The 20,671-nt window shown below is 45.8% G+C and carries 16 protein-coding genes; 6 read left to right on the top strand and 10 right to left on the bottom strand.

What is annotated here, in order from left to right; translation table 11 throughout:
- Positions 1 to 335 precede the first annotated feature (335 nt).
- Together QUA57_RS18915 and QUA57_RS18910 are read right to left on the bottom strand one after the other, a co-directional pair.
- A complete protein-coding gene (locus tag QUA57_RS18915; RefSeq protein ID WP_333063017.1) occupies positions 336 to 1,136 on the bottom strand; it encodes a circadian clock KaiB family protein in 801 nt (266 codons plus the stop codon).
- A 68-nt stretch (positions 1,137 to 1,204) separates the two neighbouring features.
- A complete protein-coding gene (locus tag QUA57_RS18910; RefSeq protein ID WP_333062982.1) occupies positions 1,205 to 2,455 on the bottom strand; it encodes a type IV pilus twitching motility protein PilT in 1,251 nt (416 codons plus the stop codon).
- Positions 2,456 to 2,761: 306 nt separating this feature from the next.
- On the opposite strand from QUA57_RS18910, the gene QUA57_RS18905 reads away from it, so the two are divergent.
- From QUA57_RS18905 to QUA57_RS18895, 3 genes are all read left to right on the top strand, one after another.
- Positions 2,762 to 4,159 carry an amidase gene (locus tag QUA57_RS18905; protein ID WP_333062980.1) on the top strand — a complete coding sequence of 466 codons (1,398 nt, stop codon included), beginning with the start codon at positions 2,762 to 2,764 and terminating at the stop codon, positions 4,157 to 4,159.
- A 276-nt stretch (positions 4,160 to 4,435) separates the two neighbouring features.
- Entirely contained in the window at positions 4,436 to 6,439 is a 2,004-nt protein-coding gene (locus tag QUA57_RS18900) for a cation:proton antiporter domain-containing protein (RefSeq protein WP_333062978.1), read from the top strand.
- Positions 6,440 to 6,953: 514 nt separating this feature from the next.
- Positions 6,954 to 8,612: an alpha/beta hydrolase gene (locus tag QUA57_RS18895; RefSeq protein ID WP_333062974.1), complete on the top strand. Its 1,659-nt coding sequence runs from the start codon at positions 6,954 to 6,956 to the stop codon at positions 8,610 to 8,612.
- A gap of 829 nt (positions 8,613 to 9,441) precedes the next feature.
- On the opposite strand, the gene ilvC is transcribed toward QUA57_RS18895, so the two are convergent.
- Positions 9,442 to 10,473 (bottom strand): ketol-acid reductoisomerase, encoded by a 1,032-nt coding sequence (gene ilvC, locus QUA57_RS18890; protein ID WP_333063016.1) that lies wholly within the window; start codon positions 10,471 to 10,473, stop codon positions 9,442 to 9,444.
- A 289-nt stretch (positions 10,474 to 10,762) separates the two neighbouring features.
- On the opposite strand from ilvC, the gene gloA2 reads away from it, so the two are divergent.
- Together gloA2 and QUA57_RS18880 are read left to right on the top strand one after the other, a co-directional pair.
- Positions 10,763 to 11,149, top strand: a complete 387-nt coding sequence (gene gloA2, locus QUA57_RS18885) for an SMU1112c/YaeR family gloxylase I-like metalloprotein (RefSeq protein ID WP_333062972.1) — start codon at positions 10,763 to 10,765, stop codon at positions 11,147 to 11,149.
- 158 nt (positions 11,150 to 11,307) lie between these two features.
- The gene (locus QUA57_RS18880) at positions 11,308 to 12,600 is read left to right on the top strand and encodes an endonuclease/exonuclease/phosphatase family protein (RefSeq protein ID WP_333062970.1); all 1,293 of its coding nucleotides are present in this window, start codon (positions 11,308 to 11,310) and stop codon (positions 12,598 to 12,600) included.
- Here the strand turns inward: QUA57_RS18880 and QUA57_RS18875 are convergent.
- The 4 genes from QUA57_RS18875 to QUA57_RS18860 all read right to left on the bottom strand — a co-directional run bounded on the left by QUA57_RS18875 (position 12,567) and on the right by QUA57_RS18860 (position 17,424).
- The gene (locus QUA57_RS18875) at positions 12,567 to 14,249 is read right to left on the bottom strand and encodes a dynamin family protein (protein WP_333062968.1); all 1,683 of its coding nucleotides are present in this window, start codon (positions 14,247 to 14,249) and stop codon (positions 12,567 to 12,569) included. The two genes, QUA57_RS18880 and QUA57_RS18875, sit on opposite strands and share 34 nt — an antisense overlap.
- A 14-nt stretch (positions 14,250 to 14,263) precedes the next feature.
- Positions 14,264 to 16,342 (bottom strand): dynamin family protein, encoded by a 2,079-nt coding sequence (locus QUA57_RS18870; protein ID WP_333062966.1) that lies wholly within the window; start codon positions 16,340 to 16,342, stop codon positions 14,264 to 14,266.
- A 33-nt stretch (positions 16,343 to 16,375) separates the two neighbouring features.
- On the bottom strand, positions 16,376 to 16,708 hold the full coding sequence (locus tag QUA57_RS18865; protein WP_333062964.1) for a hypothetical protein: 333 nt from the start codon (positions 16,706 to 16,708) through the stop codon (positions 16,376 to 16,378).
- 194 nt (positions 16,709 to 16,902) lie between these two features.
- On the bottom strand, positions 16,903 to 17,424 hold the full coding sequence (locus tag QUA57_RS18860; RefSeq protein ID WP_333040082.1) for a pentapeptide repeat-containing protein: 522 nt from the start codon (positions 17,422 to 17,424) through the stop codon (positions 16,903 to 16,905).
- A gap of 227 nt (positions 17,425 to 17,651) precedes the next feature.
- On the opposite strand from QUA57_RS18860, the gene QUA57_RS18855 reads away from it, so the two are divergent.
- A complete protein-coding gene (locus QUA57_RS18855; RefSeq protein ID WP_333062962.1) occupies positions 17,652 to 19,190 on the top strand; it encodes a SagB/ThcOx family dehydrogenase in 1,539 nt (512 codons plus the stop codon).
- Positions 19,191 to 19,233: 43 nt separating this feature from the next.
- Here the strand turns inward: QUA57_RS18855 and QUA57_RS18850 are convergent, their stop codons facing one another.
- The 3 genes from QUA57_RS18850 to QUA57_RS18840 form a co-directional block, all read right to left on the bottom strand.
- Positions 19,234 to 19,701 (bottom strand): hypothetical protein, encoded by a 468-nt coding sequence (locus QUA57_RS18850; protein ID WP_333062960.1) that lies wholly within the window; start codon positions 19,699 to 19,701, stop codon positions 19,234 to 19,236.
- A gap of 36 nt (positions 19,702 to 19,737) precedes the next feature.
- Positions 19,738 to 20,268: a type II toxin-antitoxin system antitoxin DNA ADP-ribosyl glycohydrolase DarG gene (gene darG / locus QUA57_RS18845; protein ID WP_333062958.1), complete on the bottom strand. Its 531-nt coding sequence runs from the start codon at positions 20,266 to 20,268 to the stop codon at positions 19,738 to 19,740.
- A gap of 24 nt (positions 20,269 to 20,292) precedes the next feature.
- A partial coding sequence (locus tag QUA57_RS18840) for a DUF4433 domain-containing protein (protein WP_333251252.1) occupies positions 20,293 to 20,671 on the bottom strand: 379 nt, incomplete at its 5' end.

Genomic DNA, 20,671 nt, shown 5'->3' with positions numbered 1-20,671 from the left:
ATCGACCTTTTTGACATCAGGCACGGTTTTCAATTCTCCTGATTGCCAGATTGATTGTGGTAACGTAGGGTGCTCTTCGGCGCACCTTACCGCAACTTTCCAGCAAAGTAAGTTACCCTAATTATTCGTGGCGAGTGTAGTGTCTCACCAGCAATTCTGTCCTGGATGCAGAACCTTTATATTTAGGGTACAGGGGAGAAGAACACCTGACCGATATAAGTAGAACGCCAAACCACTTTTTGCGTCCAGGACTGAATTACTAAATGTTGTTAATTCCATCGCTACTAAAACCGCGATCGCCAGTAGTAAATAATCGCAAAAATCCTCGACCCTATCTAAAATTCCGAATAGCTCAGCAGCCGCACTATTTTTTCATCATCGTTCAATTCCCCGACAATTCGTCGCACGGGCTTCGGCCAGATTTTAATCAAAGTAGGAGTTGCTGAAATCTGATCTGCCTCAGCTTGGTCTGGATGTTTCAAAACATCAATTACTTTTAAAGTGTAGGGACGATCGAGGCATTTCTCTAAGAACTGGTGTAAAGTTTCGAGGGTACGTTCGGTGCTGGGGTTGCTGCCGGAAACAAACAGACGCAAAACGTACCCTTGAGTTTGTGGCGGTGGGGTGAGTGCTGTTGGTTTGGGAAGCCGAGTCTGCTGGGATTGCGGAAAGCCCAAAGGAGTTACTATCGAACTGCTCCAGTCCGATCGAGCTTCGGGGCTGGCATACTGTACAACTAAGTCGTGATTTTCCCAAAGTTCGGGGAATTGTTCGTGATAAGTAGCAATTGCCATCGGTTCGCACATTTCTTCGCTCCGGGGATGCCACACTAAGTCGCCAGTCCCAAAAATGGCGTTCAGCAGCGTTTGATGTCGCAGCACGGGGGGGTAAGCCTCGGCAGCAAGCCGCACCTGCCGATCGCCTGGATCGAGCCAGCAGTCAACGGTTGCCGTGTAGCAAGGTATCAGAAAATGCGGGGGTTCCGACAAACCGAGGATCTCCTGTAGAGCTACGCACAACTGCAAGTGCCACCGAGTTTGCTTGCGGGGGTCTATGCAATAGATTAAGTCTCCCCCTGGTGTAAACAGCGCAATTCCTTTGAAAAATTCCGGCAAAATGGGGCGATCGACTTTCAATTCACTACACCAATAAAAGTTAAAAGTTAACACTTAACTGTTAACTTTTAACTGTTAACACTCGACCTTTAGACTCGACCTCGGAGCATCTGAGCCATTTCGTTCGGGTACGGCGAGTTCTCTACACAAAGTTCTTCAGTAATCCGACCTTCTTGATAAAGGCCGTAGAGCGACTTATTCATAGTCGTCATGCCTTCATAAGTATCTTTGATCATGATTTGATTGATTTCCTCATTCTGGCCCTTCAGAATGTATTCCTTAACCACGTCGGTATTGATCAAAACGTCGTGGAAAGCAGCCCGCTTCCCGTCTGTGGTTTTGCACAGCAGTTGAGCAATAATCGCCACTAGGGATTCGGAAATGGAAACCCGTATGGCTTCCTGTTCTTCGGGCCCGAACATATCCAGAATCCGGTTCAGGGTTTTAATCGCACTGTTGGTGTGCAGGGTTCCTGCAACTAAGTGACCTGTCTGAGAGGCTTTGAGGGCGATTTCCACCGTCTCTCTGTCCCGAATTTCTCCTACTAGCATCATGTCCGGGTCTTGCCGCAGAGCGCCTTTGAGAGCGTTCATAAACTTGAGCGTGTGCCTGCCGACTTCCCGGTGCTTGATCAAGGATTTTTTGCTTTCGTGTACAAATTCTACCGGGTCTTCGATCGTGATGATATTGTAGGCTTTATTCTTATTGATGTAATCGATCATCGCAGCCAAGGTGGTAGACTTACCCGAACCTGTCGGGCCTGTCACCAAAATCAGCCCTTTGTGGTAGCCGCATATTTTCTTAAAGACCTCCGGCAGCTTCAATTCCTCCAGTGTCATTATTTTGGAAGGAATTAGCCGCAGCACCATTGCCGGCCCGGCTAAGGAGTCCATGCAACTGATCCGAATCCGCACGAACCCGAAGTCGAAAGCGCCGTCAAAGTCTAGGGTTTTTTGGAAAATTTCAATTTCTTCATCGCTCATGCACTCGCGCAACCAGCCAAAAAACGTATCTAAATCTGTTGGTGGATAGCCGATGTCGGCAATTTCGCCCCGCGTGCGGAAGCGAGGCACTTCGTTTACGCCGAGGTGAAGGTCGGATACTCCTTCATCTTTGGCTCGGAGGACTAGCTCTTTCAAAGTCGGAGATCCGCCGCTGCTAAAGCTCGGGCTTTTAGGTGTGGCGAAGGATTGCGGCGGCGGTGCTGGTGCGGGCGGCGGTGCGGGCGGCATTCCTGCTGCTCTGGGGGGCATCCCTGGAGCTGGAGGGCGGGGCATTCCTGGCGGTGGGGGAGCTCCGGGTACGGGAGGGCGAGGAGCTGGCGGATGCTGCTGTGTCATATGCGCTACCTTAAGTTGGTGAGAAGGCTGACTCGAACAGATGATTTGTGGGAGTTGGACAATGCCGATCGCCCGAAGAGCGTCTCTTGCACAAAAGCTTAACTGCTCTCCTCAGTCTATCGCAAGATCAGTTTCTACTGGTGCCATACAAAGGAAATATTCTGCCAATAGGAGGATGCGCTCACTCTTTATCTACGCCCAAATAGGGATTTTCCACATTTTTGGATAAATTTTTTAATGGAAAGAGTTTTCCGCACTAAAACAGTATAAATTGATACTTCATCCAACAATTAAGGACTTAAACCGATGAATTCTTTCGATCTGGCTTTTACTCCAGCTCTGGAGTTGGCGGAGTCGATCCGCACCCTGGAAGTGTCGCCTTTAGAAATTGTCAATCTCTACTTGGAACGGATCGATCGATTAAACCCTGAGCTGGGCAGTTATTTTACGGTAACGGCAGAGCGGGCGATCGCCCTAGCTAAATCTCAAACCGAAAAACTAGCGGGGTTAAACAAGCCACAGGAATTGCCACCTTTTTTCGGAGTGCCGATCGCCATTAAAGACTTGACACCAGTTACGGGCGTTCCGTGTACATACGGCACTCAGGCTTTGCTTGGTAACATCTCTGCCTACGACGAGTCAGTAGTATGGCGGATCAAAGCAGCGGGATTTAACATTCTGGGCAAAACAGCCACCTCTCAAATTGGCTCATTACCTTACACCGAACCAGAAGGTTTCCCGCCCGCGCGCAATCCCTGGAATTTAGACTATACGCCAGGAGGTTCCAGCGGAGGCTCAGCGGCGGCTGTAGCAGCGGGTTTGTGTGCGATCGCCCAAGGTTCAGACGGCGGCGGTTCGATTCGAGGGCCGGCTTCCTGCTGCGGTTTAGTTGGCATTAAACCGTCGCGGGGGCGAGTTTCCTGGGCACCTGTCGGAGATTACCTCAGCGGCATCTCGGCCAACGGCCCCCTGGCGCGCACAGTAGCTGACGCCGCCGCACTTTTGGATGTGATGTCAGGCTACACAACAGGCGATCCGTACTGGCTACCAGATTCAAATCCGACGTTTTTAGAGGCTTCCCGTCAACAGCAGGGTAAGCTGCGAATTGCGTTTTCTACGACTATTTCCCCTGTGGGCGAGGCTGCGCCTATCTGTCAGCAAGCGGTACTCGAAACCGTCAAGTTACTGACAGATTTGGGTCATGATGTCGAACCTGGATGCCCAGATTTTACGGGTTTAATCGAACCGTTTATCGCAATTTGGCAGTCTGGGGCGGCGGCAAGTGGCATTCCAGGCGCTGCTTTGGAACCGATGAATCGCTGGCTGTTAGAAAGAACTATTTCGGCTGGGGAATATTTGCGGGCGGTGAATCAAATGCAGGTGATTTCACGGCGGATTGTGGGATTCTTTGAAAAATTTGATGTGTTAGTTTTGCCGACTTATATGCACTCGCCAATCCGGGTTGGAGAGTGGGCGGATTTGAGTTTTGAAGAAACTTTGCAGCGGATCATTAATTGGGTTGCTCCTTGTCCGCCATTTAATGCTAGCGGTTTGCCTGCGATCGCACTTCCTGCCATTTTAGATAACAACGGTTTGCCCGTGGGAATTCAAATTATCGGGCGGCCTGCGGCGGAAGCAACTTTAATTACTTTAGCGGCACAGATGGAAGCGGCGAAACCTTTCCCGGTTTTAGATTTTAAATAGACAAGAGCAAGGCATAAAAGCAAGCACGTTTCCCTTGTTTATGGGTATTATTCCCAATCAGGACTTGTGGGTCGGAAACTAGAAACCGGCTTTTTTTCAATAATTTCTCGTCCTAAAACCCCTATTTTGCCAAGGAATCGGGTTTCTCCGGGCAAGTCCTACTTATTACCAATTACGCTGTAATTTATTGAGAATACCTCTTTAGATTGATAGATATTGTGATTATTTTATTTTAAATATAATAGCAGTTCGCTGCCAATATTTAGGGTGAAATGTATGTTAACTTCCGGGCCGATTACCGCTCCCGTTCCCGTTTTTCTAGTTCTTTTAGCAATCATGCTACTCGCGCCGCTGTTATTTGAGCGCTTGCGACTACCGGGAATAGTCGGGTTAATTATTGCGGGCGTAATTGTCGGGCCCAACGGTCTCAATTTGCTGCAACGGGACGCTACTATTGTTTTGTTAGGTACAGTAGGATTGCTGTTTTTGATGTTCCTAGCGGGACTGGAAACTAGCCTCGACGACCTCAAACTCAATGCGGACAAAGCTGTCATATTTGGGCTGGCTACTTTTTCGTTGCCGATGATATTGGGGACAGGAGCAATGCTGCTGTTGGGATATAGCTGGCTAGCTTCAATTTTAGTCGCTTCTTGTTTTGCGACGCACACGCTGTTAGCGCTGCCAATTCTCACCAAATTGGGATTGATGCGAACTCAGACTATTACTACGACTTTGGGTGGGACTTTAATTACGAATGTGTTGGGACTGTTGGTGCTGGCAATTGTTGTTAAAGCTTTCAAAGGAAATCTAACTCTCGAATTTTGGCTGTTTCTCATTCCATCTCTTGCTATCTACACTTTTGCTACTTTGTGGGGAGTCCCCAAAATAGGTCGCTGGTTTTTTAAAAAATTCGGACACGACGAAAATGCGGAATTTATTTTTGTATTGGCAACCCTATTTCTAGTTTCTTACGCAGCAGAACTAATTGAAATTGAGGCAATTATTGGGGCATTTTTATCGGGAATTGCCATTACTCAAATTATTCCCAAAATGAGTCCGCTGATGAATCGGATTGAGTTTATTGGCAACACGCTGTTTGTGCCGTTTTTTCTGATTTCTGTGGGGATGTTAATTGACCCGCTAATTTTGGTGAAGCAGCCACAGTCTTTGTTGGTGGCGGCGGTGATGATTTTAGCAGAGGTGGTGAGCAAGTTTTTGGCAGCTTGGCTACCGGGGAAATTATTTGGTTTTGAGTTTCCGAACATTATGGTAATGTTCGGTCTTTCTGTTGCTCAAGCTGCTTCTACTTTGGCGGCGATTACGGTTGCTTTTGACATTAAATTAGTCGATCGCGTAACGGTGAACGGCATCATTGCAATGATTTTAGTAACTTGTGTCGCTTCTCCTTGGATTGTATCTCGGTGGGGTCAAGAAATGCAGCAGCCGGGGTCGAGTTTGCCGACTGGTACGTCGGGAAAGCATTCATGGGGAGAGCGAGTTTTAGTGCCTGTTGCTAATCCGAATACGGAAGATAATTTGTTGCGTTTGGCTTTGATTTTAGCAAAAACATCTCAGGGAACTTTGCTGCCGCTGCATATTTTGTCCGATCGCGGGGAAGCAATTTCGCCGGCAGATAAAATGCAGCAAACTCAACTTTTGACGGCTGCGGAAACTGTGGCCCATGCGGCTGCTTGTGCGGTTGAACCGATCGCGAGGATAGATGATGCGATCGATCGCGGAATTCTGCGGAGTGCAACCGAACGCGAGGCTAGTTTAATAGTTTGCGGTTGGAAGGGGTTTTCTACGACGCGCGACAATTTTTTTGGCAGCATCATTGACACAGTGATCAGGCGATCGCCCGTACCCGTACTGATTGCTCGATTTCCCGATCCTCTCCAGAATACAGCCAGAGTTATTTTGGCGGTAACTGACAGCGAGTTGACGCGGTTTGGATTTCAGGAAACCGTGGATATTGCTAAGAGTTTGGCCGAGGAACTTAAGGCGAGTTTGCAAGTGTTGTTGGTGGCGACAAAACGGGAACAAAGCAACAAAAGTGTGGCGGAGGTGGAAATTCTTTCTGAGATACCAGTAAATCGGGTGCGGGGAAATTTTATCAAGTTAGTTTCGCAGAATTTGTTAGAACATGATTTGCTGATTTTAACAACAATTTCTCAGCAACAAAATTTGTGGGACAAACCGGGAACTCTCAAGGAACCGGAAGCGCTCGCCCGGACTCACCAAAATATTTCGATGCTTGTTGTTTATTTTCCTGTATCTTGAGGAATATTGTAACCGCAGATTACGTTATGAATCTGCATTCATCTGCGGTTAATCTTTTAGGACTAAAGCCAACTGGCAAATTAAACAAAGGTATGTAGTTGCGCTCGACTCGCTCTTTCCTAACTAAGAGCGGACAAGTGCAACTACATACCTAAAATTTAAGCTTTATTTGTGACAATTGTGTAAGTCTTATATTTAATCCTAATCCAACGGAATTGCTAACAAAATTTCAGCACCTTGGCGCGGTTCCCGAATACACTCGATCGCTCTTTTCACTCGCGAAGTTGGTATTTTTTGGGCTGCCGATTAAAAAATCTTTCAACTCATCATCATTAGCACCCGCACAAGAAGTGCACTTAGGTACGGAATGTGCGATCGGCTAGTAAATATGCGTAGAGGCTTTGCCGATCGCACTCCGAGGGAGGCAATTTCTCGGCATCTAGGACAATATCTCGGTATCTGGGAGAATTTTGAGAATATGGTGATCTACCCCCTCTAGTTCAATAAGGTAAAAATGAGCATCAGACCAAATTTCAGATGGTTTTCTTCGGTGGCGAGTGTTTTGGGTTCGATTTCGATCGGCCCTTTGAGCGGCGCGACATCCTCTGTAAAAGCAGCAGAAACGGTTGTTGTCCGCAAAGGTATTTTAGAATCGTCAATATCGGTTGCGGATTTGCGCGAACTCGCAGAAACAGGAAAAGTCCCTGCCAAACTGCAAGCTTATGCCAATCTCCTGTCTGAGGAACAGCGGAGTAAGATTTTTCGGGCGCTGCAAGCGAAAATTCCCCTAAATGTAGTCGGCCTGAGCAACTTGCTAAATACGGGCATCGGCACTGCCATCCTGACGGATTTGACTACAGTGATACCCAGGCACGACGGTGGGGGTGTGGAAGCGCTGCGAGCGGCTCTGCTGCTGGGAGCAAACGCGCCGGAAGGCTTATCGGTATTGAGTTTCATTGAGTCTTATCCGAGCTCGCGGGTCGTGGTGGATCTCGATCGAGCTTTCGCAGTTTTGGGAAATATGAACACAAGTTTTTGGCAAACTCAGCGCTTTATGGCGGCGATCGCACCTCAGTTAGCAGCGGTTAAACCCGCGTTTAAGCTGCCTTTCGATCCCACCCAGCCCGGCTCTAATGTCGTGCAGGTACGGGCGCTAGATTTGAACGATAGCGCCCGCAATCGGCGTATTCAAGTTGATGTGTATTGGTCGAAAGCTGCGACAGCAGACAAACCGACGATCGTCTTTTCTCACGGGTTGGGTTCCGTCCGCACGGATTTGCGCTACTTAGCCGAGCATTTGGCGTCTCACGGCTATGTGGTAGCAGCTTTAGAACATCCGGGCAGCAACGAGACGAATACCAATGCTGCGATGGCGGGGAAGTGTCCCTTGCTAGCTCCTCAAGAGTTTTTAGACCGTCCCAAAGACATCAGTTTTGTACTCGACGAACTGACAAAATTGAACCAAACTGATGATAATTTGCAGGGGAAAATCGCGATCGACCCATCGGTAATAATTGGCTATTCTTTCGGCGGCGCTACAGCCTTGTCCGTGGCCGGCGCCGAACTGCAATTGAGCGCACTCAAACAAAGGTGTCAGGGAGATTTGATTGGGTTCAGCTTAGGCGAAGGCATTCAGTGCGCGGCGGCAGGATTGCCCGAAGAACGGTATCAATTGCGGGATGGGAGGATTAAAAGGGCGATCGCCATGAATCCGATCACATCATTACTATTTGGAGAAACTGGTTTAAGTGCAATTCAAATTCCCACCTTAATAGTAGCATCTTCTGCAGACAAAACAACTCCCGCCTTAGCCGAACAAATTGCCGGCTTTCCGAAAATTCCCTCTCCTAAATGGCTAGTCGGTTTTGTAGGAGGAACCCACTTAAGCGTCAAAGATCCGAGTACAACTTTAAACCAAGTTCGCAGGCCAAGCACAGGAATTACCGGCGATGAAGTTGTCGGGGATCAAGCTGTTAGCATACGCAATTATATTAAAGCTGTAAGTTTGGCTACCGCCGCTCAACTGACCGCCGAATCTGACAAATATGCAGTCTTTCTAACGCCAGAATACGCGCACTTTGCTTCCACATCGGCAATCCCGGTGCGGCTGGTAACAGAAATTTCCCCTGATATTAATGCAGTAGTGCAAACTTTTATTCAAGGGAATAAGTAGTCATTAGTCATTAAGTAGGTAAGCGCCAAAAACCCATAGTATCTTGTACAGTTCTCGAGCCAGAACCTAATTATGTAGGGTGTGCTAGGCGCACCTTACCGCTATTAGTCATTAGCTAATAATCGGATGTCCGCTCCAACACTTATAATAAAGGTGTTTGTAGTGGTAGTTAGAGGGGACATCATATTGCGACTAGCACCCTTTCCTTTTGTATGCGCGGCCCCTTAGTCTCCAGCGGTATATTTTTCTTCTTAAGCTGTTTCTGATATTTTTTGTCCGTGCAAGGGCAAAATATAACAAAGCGCTTTCACAAACTCTACTCCCAAAGTGCCATGCCTAAAAAAAATCTTATCCCACTGTTGCTGCTGTTTATAGCGCTGTTTACCCTTTACGGTGACACTTTAACTTTTCTGCCCAAACCTGTAAGAGATACTAGCGTGGCAAGTCGAAAGTTCTTCGTCGGGTTGTGGCCAAATTGGTTGAGGCCGAGAGATTTCAACGAGCAAAGGCAACAGGATATTGAGAAATTGCAAAAAAGTCCTAGCCCGAACCGATAGTTTTGAGCTACCAGCGAGAAACCCGGTTTCTCTAAAAATACCTAGCCATTTTCTTGTAGGTTCGGTTAAGCGAAGCCCCACCAAACATGACGATGTGAGATTGTAGATTTGAGATTTTTCCTTCAATCTCAAATCGACTAAACTTGAGATTTTAGATTTTCCTCAAACCAGTAAGGTGTGCAATGCACACCCTACAGATAGAGGTTCTGCCTCCAGAACTGTTTTAGATTGGTTCTCCCATCTAAAATCTAAAATCTAACATCTAAAATTGATTAGGCGTGCTTTTTCAACCAGCTAAACATAGCTCGCAAATCTTTACCAACTTCTTCAATAGGATGTTCTGCTTCCTGACGGCGCATGGAGGTAAAGCCCGGTTTGCCGGATTGGTTTTCGAGAACGAATTCGCGGGCAAATTGGCCGGATTGAATTTCGCTGAGAATTTTCCGCATTTCGGCGCGGGTTTGATCCGTGACGATGCGGGGGCCGCGAGTTAAATCGCCGTATTCTGCGGTATTGGAGATGCTGTCGCGCATTTTGGCGAGGCCTCCTTCTACTATTAAGTCAACGATAAGTTTAACTTCGTGCAAACATTCAAAATAAGCTAATTCCGGTTGGTATCCGGCGTCAACTAAAGTTTCAAATCCAGCTTTAATTAAGGCGCTCAAACCGCCGCACAAAACTACTTGTTCGCCAAAAAGATCGGTTTCGGTTTCTTCGCGGAAAGTGGTTTCCAAGATGCCGGCTCTGGTGCCGCCGATACCTTTAGCATAAGCCATTGCCCGATCGCGCGCTTGACCGGAAGCATCTTGATATACTGCAAACAAACTCGGAACACCTTCCCCTTGTTCGTAAGTCCGCCGCACCAAGTGTCCGGGGCCTTTGGGGGCAACCATTACTACGTCTACATTGGCAGGGGGAACAACTTGGCCGAAGTGAATGTTAAAACCGTGAGCAAATGCTAAAACATTTCCTTCTGAAAGGTTCGGTTCGATTTGTTCTTTGTAAATAGTTTTTTGAACTTCATCGGGCAATAAAATCATGATGAAGTCAGCAGCGGCGGCTGCTTTGTCTACCGGGTGAACTGTTAAACCCGCGTCGGTTGCTTTGGCGGCAGATTTGCTACCGGGATACAAACCGACAACGACATTCATGCCACTGTCTTTGAGGTTTAGGGCGTGGGCGTGTCCTTGGGAACCGTAGCCGATGATAGCAATCGTTTTGTTGGCTAAGAGGTCTAGGTTCGCGTCGGTGTCGTAATACATACGGGCCATAATCCTTGTCTCCTGAGATGCAAATTGGGTGATTGACTGCAAAAGTCTGATTTTATCAAAGTGGGGTGCTTTTTTTGCATAAATTTTTTCAATTAAGATTTGGGCGAGGGAAAATAAAGGGCGATCACGCTGAATTTAGCAGGGTTTCTCGCAGAGTCTGCGATCGTCAAATATAATTGTCAATAGCGTGCTGTGCTGTTGAAAAAAACCCCAACTATAGCAACCCCGCCCGACGCTATGGACATTCTTAATTGCTGAAACCATTGCTGTTACTGCTTCTTCCTTCTTCCTTCTTCATTCAGCGATAACTAACTTTTTTCAGATGAAAATAAAAGCAATACATCATGTGGCGATTATTTGCTCGGATTACGAAGCGTCGAAAAAATTTTATGTAGAAGTATTGGGATGTTCCATTATCAAAGAAACTTTCCGAACCGAGAGGAATTCTTACAAATTAGATTTGCGAGTCGGAAACGGCGACACCATCGAGCTTTTCTCATTTACCCATCCTCCTGAAAGAATTAACAATCCTGAAGCTTGCGGTTTGAGACATTTAGCTTTTGCAGTGGAGGACATAGAAGCATCAGTTGCTTACTTAAAATCCAAACAAGTAGAAGTAGAAAACATTCGCCTTGACGAGATTACAGAAAAACGGTTTACATTTTTCCGAGATCCCGACAACTTACCGTTAGAAATTTATGAAATGTAGTAGCTTGTAGGGTGCGTCAGATAAACAAAACCTCTTCAAATCAAGCAATTATTGGAACTGACGCACCCTACGAATATGCTCTTGTGAGGTGGGTGCCCCGGAGAACCAGCCCCCAACATCCGGCACAATCTAAAAAAGCTTAGCACAGAGGATAAATAATGGACTATATCATCAGAAACACAATCACGGTCGGATTGCCGGCTTTAATGCTATTTATAGCCATAGCAGCTACAGGGAAAACAGGTGACGCAGCCGTTTGGTCGGGTTTGGTCAAAGTCGGCGGTTCCTTTGGTATGCTGATCGGTTTAGGTGTGTTGGTATTTGTAGGATTTGTTGCCAATTCTGTTAGTTATTTTGTGGTAGATAGCTTGCTAGTGAGATTTTATCAAAAGCGGCGAGAGTTGGAACAGCCAGAACAACTGGTAATACAAATTGATAAATTGCCGATTACCAACGACCTCAAAATCAAGCTCAAATGGACGGTGATGCACAGCAGCAACTACAAAATTCTTAGCTGGAAGCACGTAATTTCAAAATGGTTTATTCTCCCAGCAACTGTAAATGCAGTATTGTCAATAGTCGGTTATTTGGGAGAATTCAACATTTTTTTTGAATTGACTTCTCATTTTAAACTACAATATCTGGTGGTTGGTTTCTCTACTTTTATATTCTTCGCTCTCGTGCGATCAAAAAAAATATGGTTGCTGGTGAGCGCATTTTGCATTATCATTAATTTGGCGGAAATTGTTCCTTGGTATTTTCCACCGCCAGCAGTTGCAGGAGCAAATCCCGGACACAACTTGCGGATTTTGCATTCAAATGTTTTAAGGGCTAATCGACGATATTCTGAGGTGATATCGCTGGTTAAAGCAGAAAAACCTGATATCGCGGTTTTTGTAGAAGTCAACTCAACTTGGGCAAAACAGTTATCGGTTTTAAGCGAGATTTTTCCTTACTCTTCTACCCAGCAAGAATCTGAGAGATTTGGCAGTGCAATATACAGCAAGCTGCCTTTAGAAAATTCTTCGGTTAAAGCCTTTTCAAATCAAAGAAAGAGCTTGTCGGCGGATGTTAAATTTCAAGGTAAAATCATTTCTCTGATTCTTGCTCATCCGACTGTGCCAGTCAAACAGGAGAGTTTTCTCAATCGCAATAAACAGCTAGCAGCCATCGGCGAGTATGCAGCCCAAGTAAAAAATCCGCTGATTGTGGTTGGGGATTTAAATACCACAATGTGGTCGCCATTCTACAAAAATATGGTAAAAACCGGAAAACTGCGAAATGCGCGATCGGGCTTTGGCATTTTACCGACTTGGCCGACTTTTATGCCGCTGGCTTATATTCCCATCGATCACTTTCTAGTGAGCAAAGAAATTGGTGTTTTGAAGATTCGTACTGGCCGCAATGTCGGTTCGGATCATTTGCCGTTAATTACAGATTTGGTCATTTGAAGACAGGATTCGATATTTTCTAACAAATTATTGATTAACTGGATCTGGTATTGCTGAATATTTGTCTGTAGCGGCTCTTTGCTGTCTTGAAAACAGATAACTTTTCCGGCGATTTCCTTGTAGTGTTGCAGCATGGAAAAAGTATCGGTGCTGAAGCGAGCGAGATAGTTTTTAGCAGCCTCGCTGCAAATTTCCTTTACTTGATTTAGATAAGCTTCTGACGATTCAGCCGGCTTTTCATACCCAGTTCTTTTATTCAAAATATAGCTAGCACCGCCGACTACTGCGGCTCCCACAGGCCCGCCCAACAGCCAACCTAAGCCGGTTGCGATCGCCACTGGAGCAACTTCACTGTCGTTCGACTTTTGAGCTGGAGGTGGTGGCGGCTCCGGTAAGCTGACTTGTGGGGATGGAGGAAAGGAAATCAAAAGGGCGATCGGCTGTTCTTTCTCAAAGAATTCGCAAGCTTTATTTACCCATTCTGCGATCGTTTGCTGCTGCTTCAACACATCTCGCTGAAATTTTAGCTTCCATGCGTCAAAACTTCCTTCCTGGAGCGACAGCGCCATTTCCGATTGATACCGCTGCAAAAGTGTGGGCTGGTAAAGCCAAATCTCGAAGTCAGAAACGCTGGATAAAAAGCCTTTTGATATCAGTTTTTCGGCTTTTTGTTTAATTTCAATTTTGTCTTTATGCTTTTTTTGAGCTGCGGCTATTTCTGCGGTGACAGTTTCAGCTTTGGCTCGGAGAGAGTGGCAAATTTTAGTAGCTATAGCTTCTATTCTGGGCAACTTAACTGCTAGTTGTTCCTGTTGAGCTGCCACAATACTTTGCAAAGCCGATTCAAACGTGGCAATTCCTGTAGTTTGGGCGGCCGCCACATCTCCTTTCAGCCTCGCCCTCAAAGCCGGCAAAGCATCGACGCGGTAGATATTGCTGATATTGTTGGGTAAGTTCGAGCGAAAACTTTCGGCAACAAACAACAAGCGATTGTATACTTGTTTTTGCTCGTCGGGTTCGAGTAGATTGAGAAAATTGGCAACAAAGACGACAGTGTTGATGTGGCGATCGCTCAACCAATCTCTTAAGTTCTCCCGTTCCCCTAAAGTCATCAATTTGCGAGCATCTAAAACCTGCACAACCAAATCAGCCGTTAGCAATTTATCCCGAACCAAATTATCCTGTTCTTCCCGGTCATTGGTTCCCGGCAAATCCAGCAATTCCACACCCGTTTTCAGGAAAGGGTGGGGACAGTAAACATTAACAGCGGCCACATCATCCCGCATTTGTCTGGCGTCGTCAAGGATGGCGTAGCGTTTTAAAACATCAGTCCCCGCTTCGCTAACTTCCGTGCCGTCTTTCAGGGTAATTTTTGCGCGCAATTCCTCGCCGTAGTTGACATAAATGGCAGCACCTGTAGTGGGCACTAGGTCGATCGGCAAAGCACGATTTCCAAGCAAAGCATTGAGCAAAGTTGACTTGCCGTAATTAAACGGGCCAAAGACAGCAATTTGAAAAGTTGGTTTGGCGAGATAGTCGCAGATTGAGGTGGTATCTCGATACAGTTGGGAGTTTTTGTCAAGTTCGAGAATACCGAGTGCTGATTTGAGATAGTCGGTCAGGTTTTGATAAATTTCGGGTTGTTGCATATTGCTGTTTTATTTCATTTAGCGGATGCTAGGAAAGCTTGATATAGCGATTCAATACTCTGCGACTCGGCAGAAACATCAGCCTCCAATTTTTTTAACCGCTCAGATTCAGCCTGAAAATTAATCTCGCGAGATTCCTTTTGTTCGAGCAAATTATCTAACTCAGATTTCCGAGAATTAATATCCGCATTCATGCGATCGCCCACTTCTCGCCCGTAAACATCAAAACACTCTTTCACAGCATCGTGAATCGGCTGCCACTGCTCTTGAGCCACTTGCGGCAGATATTTCACCAACTCTTTTTTCGCGGCTTTCACCAACTGTTTGTTAGCTCCGTCTGCTTGCAAAACGCCAACACCAATCCCCAACAAAGCTAAATATAGCGGGCCCAAAACAACCCCCGTAAAACTCGCAAAAATTGTACTGACGCTCAACACAGTAATTAAATTGAGCAGAATATTTTTCCAGTCAAAACCCGCTCCTGCCATTGCTACGCCTGCCAGGTTTCCTGTGGTTAACGAAAACAATCCCATCGCCCATTTTGCCCAAGCTGGCGAGTTATCTTCGTTCGAGGTGCTGACTGTTGCAGGTATTTTTTGTCCAGTCAGTTTTTCGGTGATTTTTTCAGTTACTTTTGTGTAAGATGCTCCGTAATTTGCCGCACTTTGCGACAACTGCGAAAATGCTGAATTCATCTCTTGTTCTGCCGTGAGAGTCCAAGCTGCTAGTTTGTCGTTGATGTACTGCTGGAATGCTTGTCTGAGCGATGCTTCAAAGGCTTCTCGCTTGCCTTGACTGAAGAAATCCAGAAATTTCAGATGCGGTTGATACCGCAAAAAGTCTGTTTCAAAGGTATTTTCTAAGTTGAGAACGTAGGCGCGGAAAGAATCTGCGATCGTCCGCGATTTACTATCTCTAACTTCGAGAATTTCTTGTTGAAATTCATCGCGAATGTGAGTCAGCTTTTTAAACTCCGGCTCAACTGAATTAATCTTTTCCTTCAACTCATTGACATCGCGATCGAGTAATGGTAATCGGCGTCCAACAGCTTCGCGGACGCGAGCAGAAATTTGACGCGCCAAAGTCCTCGCCGGACGCAACTCCGAAATCGCCCTTTCCTGCGTCAAAAACGTATTCAGTGCCGCCATAAACTCGGGAAAACCAGTTCCTGCCAAATCCGCATCCGGGTTTTTTATCCGCAACCTGAGTGCCTTAATTGAGGTAATTGCAAACACTCGCTCGTCGTAAATATCGTGTCCTTCTGTTAAACAATATTCAGCCAAATTAGCTTGAAAAACCCGCCGCAGTTTCCCTTCGGCTTCTGCCAATTCTTCAGGATCGTCCGGGTCAATCAAACTTTCCCGCACTTGATCCCAAGCATTAATTAGAAAGAAAACGCTCAATCCGCGATTTTTGATGTAATTTTCTAAATAGCGTCTTTCACCCATTGTGCAAGGCTGAGTTGCCCTGAGTACAAACAAAATAGCGTGGCAGTTGTTGATATAACCGAGAGATAATTCGTTGCGGGCTTCTGTATCGTTCAGTCCGGGACTGTCTACTATTTCTATGCCTTTTTCCAGCAAAGGTAAGGGATATTCTACTACGGCACAGTCGATATCGGGAAATGCTGGTTTCTTTTCTTCTTCTAAGCGTTTTGCTTCAGCGGGGTCAATTGTGTAGTTTTGTTTAAAACTTTTAAAATCTAGCTGTTTTGGGCTTTTGCCGTCATTGAAATAAACGGTGACTTTTTTTTCTGACCCATAGCGCAAAATCGTCAGCAAAGCTGTACAGGGATTTACATCGCTGGGTAGTAAGTTTTCGCCGATTAACGCATTGAGAAAAGTGCTTTTGCCGCGTTTCATGTCGCCTAGCACTAGCAGGCGAAAGACTCCTTGGCGCAAGTTTTTACTGGCGACATCAATGTCGGCATTGTCTGTTTCTAAACCGAGTTTTCCCGATGCTTCTCCTCCTGCTAATTCTGATTGGTTGATAGCTGTGGCGATGTTGCTGAGGCAATCGGCAATTTCTCGGCGGACGGCGGCTACTCGCTCTAAATCGTTGAGAAAGTTGCTAGTTTCTACTTTAAGGTTCATGGGTGTTTCCTGATAGTTTCCTGCTTGAGCTTTTCAACTTCTGTCTTCTTCAATAAACATTTTGTAAGCAATCAAAGCAATTCCTCCAACTATCAGCGCAGTTGCCAGCCAAGAGGCTATGCGAACTGCAACGACAACAGCAATGACAATGCCTGTAAATTGAGCGGCTGCTATAATTTTTCGGCGCCACTGTTTGAGTTTGCCGTTAACTTGGCTGTCTGGTTCTTCGTACTTGCTCGTTAGATGTTCGGGCACTGAGCGGTCGATTTCGGCTTCTAGTTCGCGGAGCAGAATTTCTTGTTCTCGCTTGCGCAGTTCTTGTTCTTTGTGCCGAAGTTCTCTGGCTTTTTGGTCGGAAGAATCCATAAATTTTACCCGGTTTGCTGGTGGCAAAGTGTGTTATTTATTGTCAATGTTGCGGAGCGATAAGTTTTTTACAACTGTAACTCACATTTTCCGCCGTGTCGATAGATGTTAAGAAATGTAAAAAAGGGCGATTCCCTACGGGATAGCTACGCTTCACGACCAATTAAGCCGATCGCCCCCAGCGCTGCAAATCATCAATAGCCTTCGGGGCCGATAGTAGTGCGATCGCACTCCGCTTCCGACAAATCAACCAAGCGCGATCGAAATAAGTTGCATCCCGCTAATTGAGCTTTGCTTAACTTTGCTTTCTCCAAATTAGCTCGGCTCAAATCCGCATATCTCAAATCGGCATTCGTCAAATCTGCATTGTACAAATCCGCACCTTGCAAATTGGCTTTCTGCAAATTAGCACCTTGCAAATTGGCGTGACGCAAATTTGCTCTTGATAAGTTGGCTCTTGATAAAGTTGCTTCCGACAAGTTAGCTTGATAAAGTTGAATGTCGCCCAATTCAGCATCTTGCAAATCAGTTTTATAAAGATTGGCTTGAGTCAAATTTCCGTAGGGCAAATAAGCTCGCCTCAGAACGCTTCCAGAAAGATTTATTTCTGTCAGATCTGCTTGAAACAAGTTATGTTCACTTAAGTCAACGGCGTTAAAGTTTCGCTGGCCCTCAGCATACTGAGCAAGCAATTCCTCAGCGCTTAGCTTTTGCATTTTCATTCCTCATGACGACAGCTACTGCAGCCAATCCATAACAGTAATTAATGGTTATTATTCTGCGTATTTATACTTATGTATCTTCTTATGTTAAGCTTGTGTAACAACAGTCGCATTTTTTCTAAGATTTTTTTTATATTTGTAAATTTCTGCCTTGCTCAACCAGAAAGCGGTTAGTAATGTCAAGATCGATCGAGAAACCAAAGCGAATCCTCTACTGAAATATGCCAGAACATCCTCTCTCCATTGCTCAGCACTACCACGAACGGACAAAATACGACCCTGAAACCATTGCTGCTAAAAGTAAACAGCTAGATTGGACAGAGCAACCTGTGCCTTTCAAAGAATATAAAATTGGAGCGTATTTTGACCTCAAGCCTTATCTAAAAGACCCCTCGGAGGATGCCGATGCCGATCCCGATGCCGCTTGGTGGCGTCGATTATCTAGCTTGTTGCTGTGCAGCTATGGGTTGACGGCGAAAGTGCAGACGGTAGACGACAGCTACCTGTATTTGCGATCAGCACCGTCGGCGGGTGGACTCTACCCAGCAGAGATTTATTTAATCTCCCGTGGCACTGCCCAGTTGCCGGCCGGACTCTACAACTATCAGTGCAGAACTCATTCACTTGTTCATTTTTGGGACAGTCAAGTTTGGCCATCATTGCAAGCCGCTTGTTTCCAGTCGCCAGCGCTAGAAAATACCCAATTGGCGATCGCCATTACCACGGTTTTTTTCCGTTCTTCTTGGCGTTACGAAGACCGAGCTTATCGGCGAATTTTTCTAGACACCGGCCATTTATTGAGTAATATCGAGTTAGCTTGCGCCGTCAACGATTACCGACCTCACCTGATTGGAGGATTCGCCGACGAAGCTGTCAATGAATTACTGTACATCGACTCGGAGCAAGAAGGAGCGATTTGTGTAGTTGCTTTAGCCGACTTGCTAGATATTGACCAAAACTTGCCTAAATTTAAAACAGCTTTGCCCGGAAACACCACCACAGATTACCCGAAAATTTCCGAAGGTCAACTGTTAAAATACCTCCACAAAGCCACGCATTTAGAATCAGACCCTACCGGAGCCGACGGGTGGAAACTTGATGAAAGTGAAGGTGTACTAGAGGATAAATACAACTTTCCCTTTTGTACTAAGGTTTCGACGGTCACTCCTTCGATTCCTTGGGGAGTGAACCTGGAAACTTTAGAAAACACTATGCTAAAAAGGCGTTCTACCCGTGCTTATACAGGTGCTTCTTTGAGCTTGGGCGAACTGCTAGCTATGCTCGATTTTACTTACCAGCCCCAGCACTATATCGACCAAGGATTAGACGGTTCTCCAGACTATTTCGATCTAAGTTTGATCGAAACTTTTATTGCTGTTTCGGGAGTAAATGGGTTAGAAGAAGGCTGTTACTATTACGCTCCGAAAGCTCAAGAATTGCGGCAAATTCGGTTTAAAAATTTCCGCAGGGAACTGCATTTTTTGTGTTTGGGGCAAGACTTGGGGAGAGATGCGGGGGCGCTGTTGTTTCACACGGCGGATTTGAACAGGGCTGTAGCAAAATATGGCGATCGAGTTTACCGCTATTTGCACATGGACGCGGGTCATTTGGGCCAGCGGTTGAATTTAGCAGCTATGCAACTGCGTTTGGGTGTCAGCGGGATCGCGGGCTTTTTTGACGATCGCGTCAATGACGTTCTAGGTATTCCGGCAGGTGAAGCTGTGCTTTATATTACAAGTCTGGGAAGACCTCGATCGTAATAATTAGTCCTAAGTCAGCATTAGTCAGAAGGCAGAAGGTATCCTAAAAAAACCAACTCTGCTCGCGAAGTCGCTGCCACGCTTTGCGGATATGTTGAGGCTTAAATAGTTCGCTCTTGCGAATGTTCCATTCGCGTACAAGTTCGATCGCTCTTTCGGAATCCTCTGCTGCTTCCCTATTTTCCCGAACAACCCAGTGAACAGTTGCCAGCAGTTCCATTCCGTAAGGAGTTTCAAAACCGTTGATTAAGTTGCTAACACGCTCTAGTCGCTCAATAGCATCGGGGGCATTTTCTAAAAATTTCCGCGCCGCTATTTCACCGTCAGACAACACATAGATTTGTGCCTCTCTACTCCTGTCTCCATAACCTCGAATATAATGGCCTTCCAGCTTCTGCAAAACATGATTGAGATTATTTGCGTAGGGGCCGTACTTTTCTTTAACATACTGTAATCTGAGCGGTTCTCCTGCACTTTGAAGGAAGTAAGCTAGCTTTTGAATTTCGAGCATTGTCAGCCGATAACCAGGAATTCCATACAGTTGCAGCTAGCGAACAAACAAGGCACGAGCGCGAGTCATTGTTGGTTTTTCGGTAGCAACCTGCATCGTATCAGCTTCAGGAGTACCCTGCGGTTCAAACAGCAAAACTTGCACGTTAGGCAGTTCCAAAAACGCCGATTCAATGAGAGGTTTTACCGTCTTCCAAGACAAGCCGCCGTTCCCGCAACCCAGCGGAGGAACCGCAATGGAAGTGATTCCCAATTGCTTGATTTCTTGAATCAAAGCTGTTAGCCCAGATTTAATATCTTCAATTTTTGATTTTCCTCTCCAGTGACGTTTTGTGGGAAAATTAATAATGTATCGGGGATTGAATAGATTGCCAGTAGATATTACAAACATTTGTCCGGGCTGCACTTCACCAGCGCGACAAGCCTTTTCATATTGGCGGAAATTTTCGGGATATGCCTGCTTGAACTGCAAGGCAATTCCTTTGCCCATAACTCCAACACAATTAACTGTGTTGACTAGGGCTTCGGCATTTACTTTTAACAGGTTGCCTTGCTGAATTTCAATCACTTTTATTTCCCAATCTTTCTTATCTTAATAATACCAATTATTACGGACTATGACTGATGGCTTGTGTGTAAAATTTTGTAAAATATTCTCTACCTGTGTTTTTATTGTATCATTCATAACTCCGATTTCTGTTATTAGCTGCCAAGGAAAAAAGTAGCGAACCAAAAACTCGGCTTGACGCCTGCGTTTTCTGTCATTATCTTCGTTTGTGTCATTCCAGTAAAGCGAATCCATGACATCCCAATCGATCGCATCTAGATAGTTGAGGTCGTCAAAAAAATCGGTAAATGTCATGACTGCATGACCGTCAGTAAAAACAAAAGATAGGGTGCATCTCAGTTTTGCACATATATCAAGTGGAAAGTTGACCATTGAGATAAGCACAGCGCAGAGAAAGAATAGA

The sequence above is a fragment of the Microcoleus sp. Pol7_B2 genome (genome assembly GCF_036701035.1).
GTDB lineage: Bacteria > Cyanobacteriota > Cyanobacteriia > Cyanobacteriales > Microcoleaceae > Microcoleus.
This window is presented reverse-complemented; position numbering and strand designations above follow the sequence as displayed.

What these genes read in the sequence shown, in the direction of transcription:
- QUA57_RS18895 (WP_333062974.1), top strand. Translation starts at nt 6,954, where the DNA reads ATGAGCATCAGACCAAATTTCAGATGGTTTTCTTCGGTGGCGAGTGTT.
- QUA57_RS18850 (WP_333062960.1), bottom strand. Translation starts at nt 19,701, where the DNA reads ATGCTCGAAATTCAAAAGCTAGCTTACTTCCTTCAAAGTGCAGGAGAA.
- QUA57_RS18875 (WP_333062968.1), bottom strand. Translation starts at nt 14,249, where the DNA reads ATGCAACAACCCGAAATTTATCAAAACCTGACCGACTATCTCAAATCA.
- QUA57_RS18870 (WP_333062966.1), bottom strand. Translation starts at nt 16,342, where the DNA reads ATGAACCTTAAAGTAGAAACTAGCAACTTTCTCAACGATTTAGAGCGA.
- QUA57_RS18865 (WP_333062964.1), bottom strand. Translation starts at nt 16,708, where the DNA reads ATGGATTCTTCCGACCAAAAAGCCAGAGAACTTCGGCACAAAGAACAA.
- gloA2 (WP_333062972.1), top strand. Translation starts at nt 10,763, where the DNA reads ATGAAAATAAAAGCAATACATCATGTGGCGATTATTTGCTCGGATTAC.
- QUA57_RS18900 (WP_333062978.1), top strand. Translation starts at nt 4,436, where the DNA reads ATGTTAACTTCCGGGCCGATTACCGCTCCCGTTCCCGTTTTTCTAGTT.
- QUA57_RS18905 (WP_333062980.1), top strand. Translation starts at nt 2,762, where the DNA reads ATGAATTCTTTCGATCTGGCTTTTACTCCAGCTCTGGAGTTGGCGGAG.
- QUA57_RS18860 (WP_333040082.1), bottom strand. Translation starts at nt 17,424, where the DNA reads ATGCAAAAGCTAAGCGCTGAGGAATTGCTTGCTCAGTATGCTGAGGGC.
- QUA57_RS18880 (WP_333062970.1), top strand. Translation starts at nt 11,308, where the DNA reads ATGGACTATATCATCAGAAACACAATCACGGTCGGATTGCCGGCTTTA.
- QUA57_RS18855 (WP_333062962.1), top strand. Translation starts at nt 17,652, where the DNA reads ATGCCAGAACATCCTCTCTCCATTGCTCAGCACTACCACGAACGGACA.
- QUA57_RS18910 (WP_333062982.1), bottom strand. Translation starts at nt 2,455, where the DNA reads ATGACACAGCAGCATCCGCCAGCTCCTCGCCCTCCCGTACCCGGAGCT.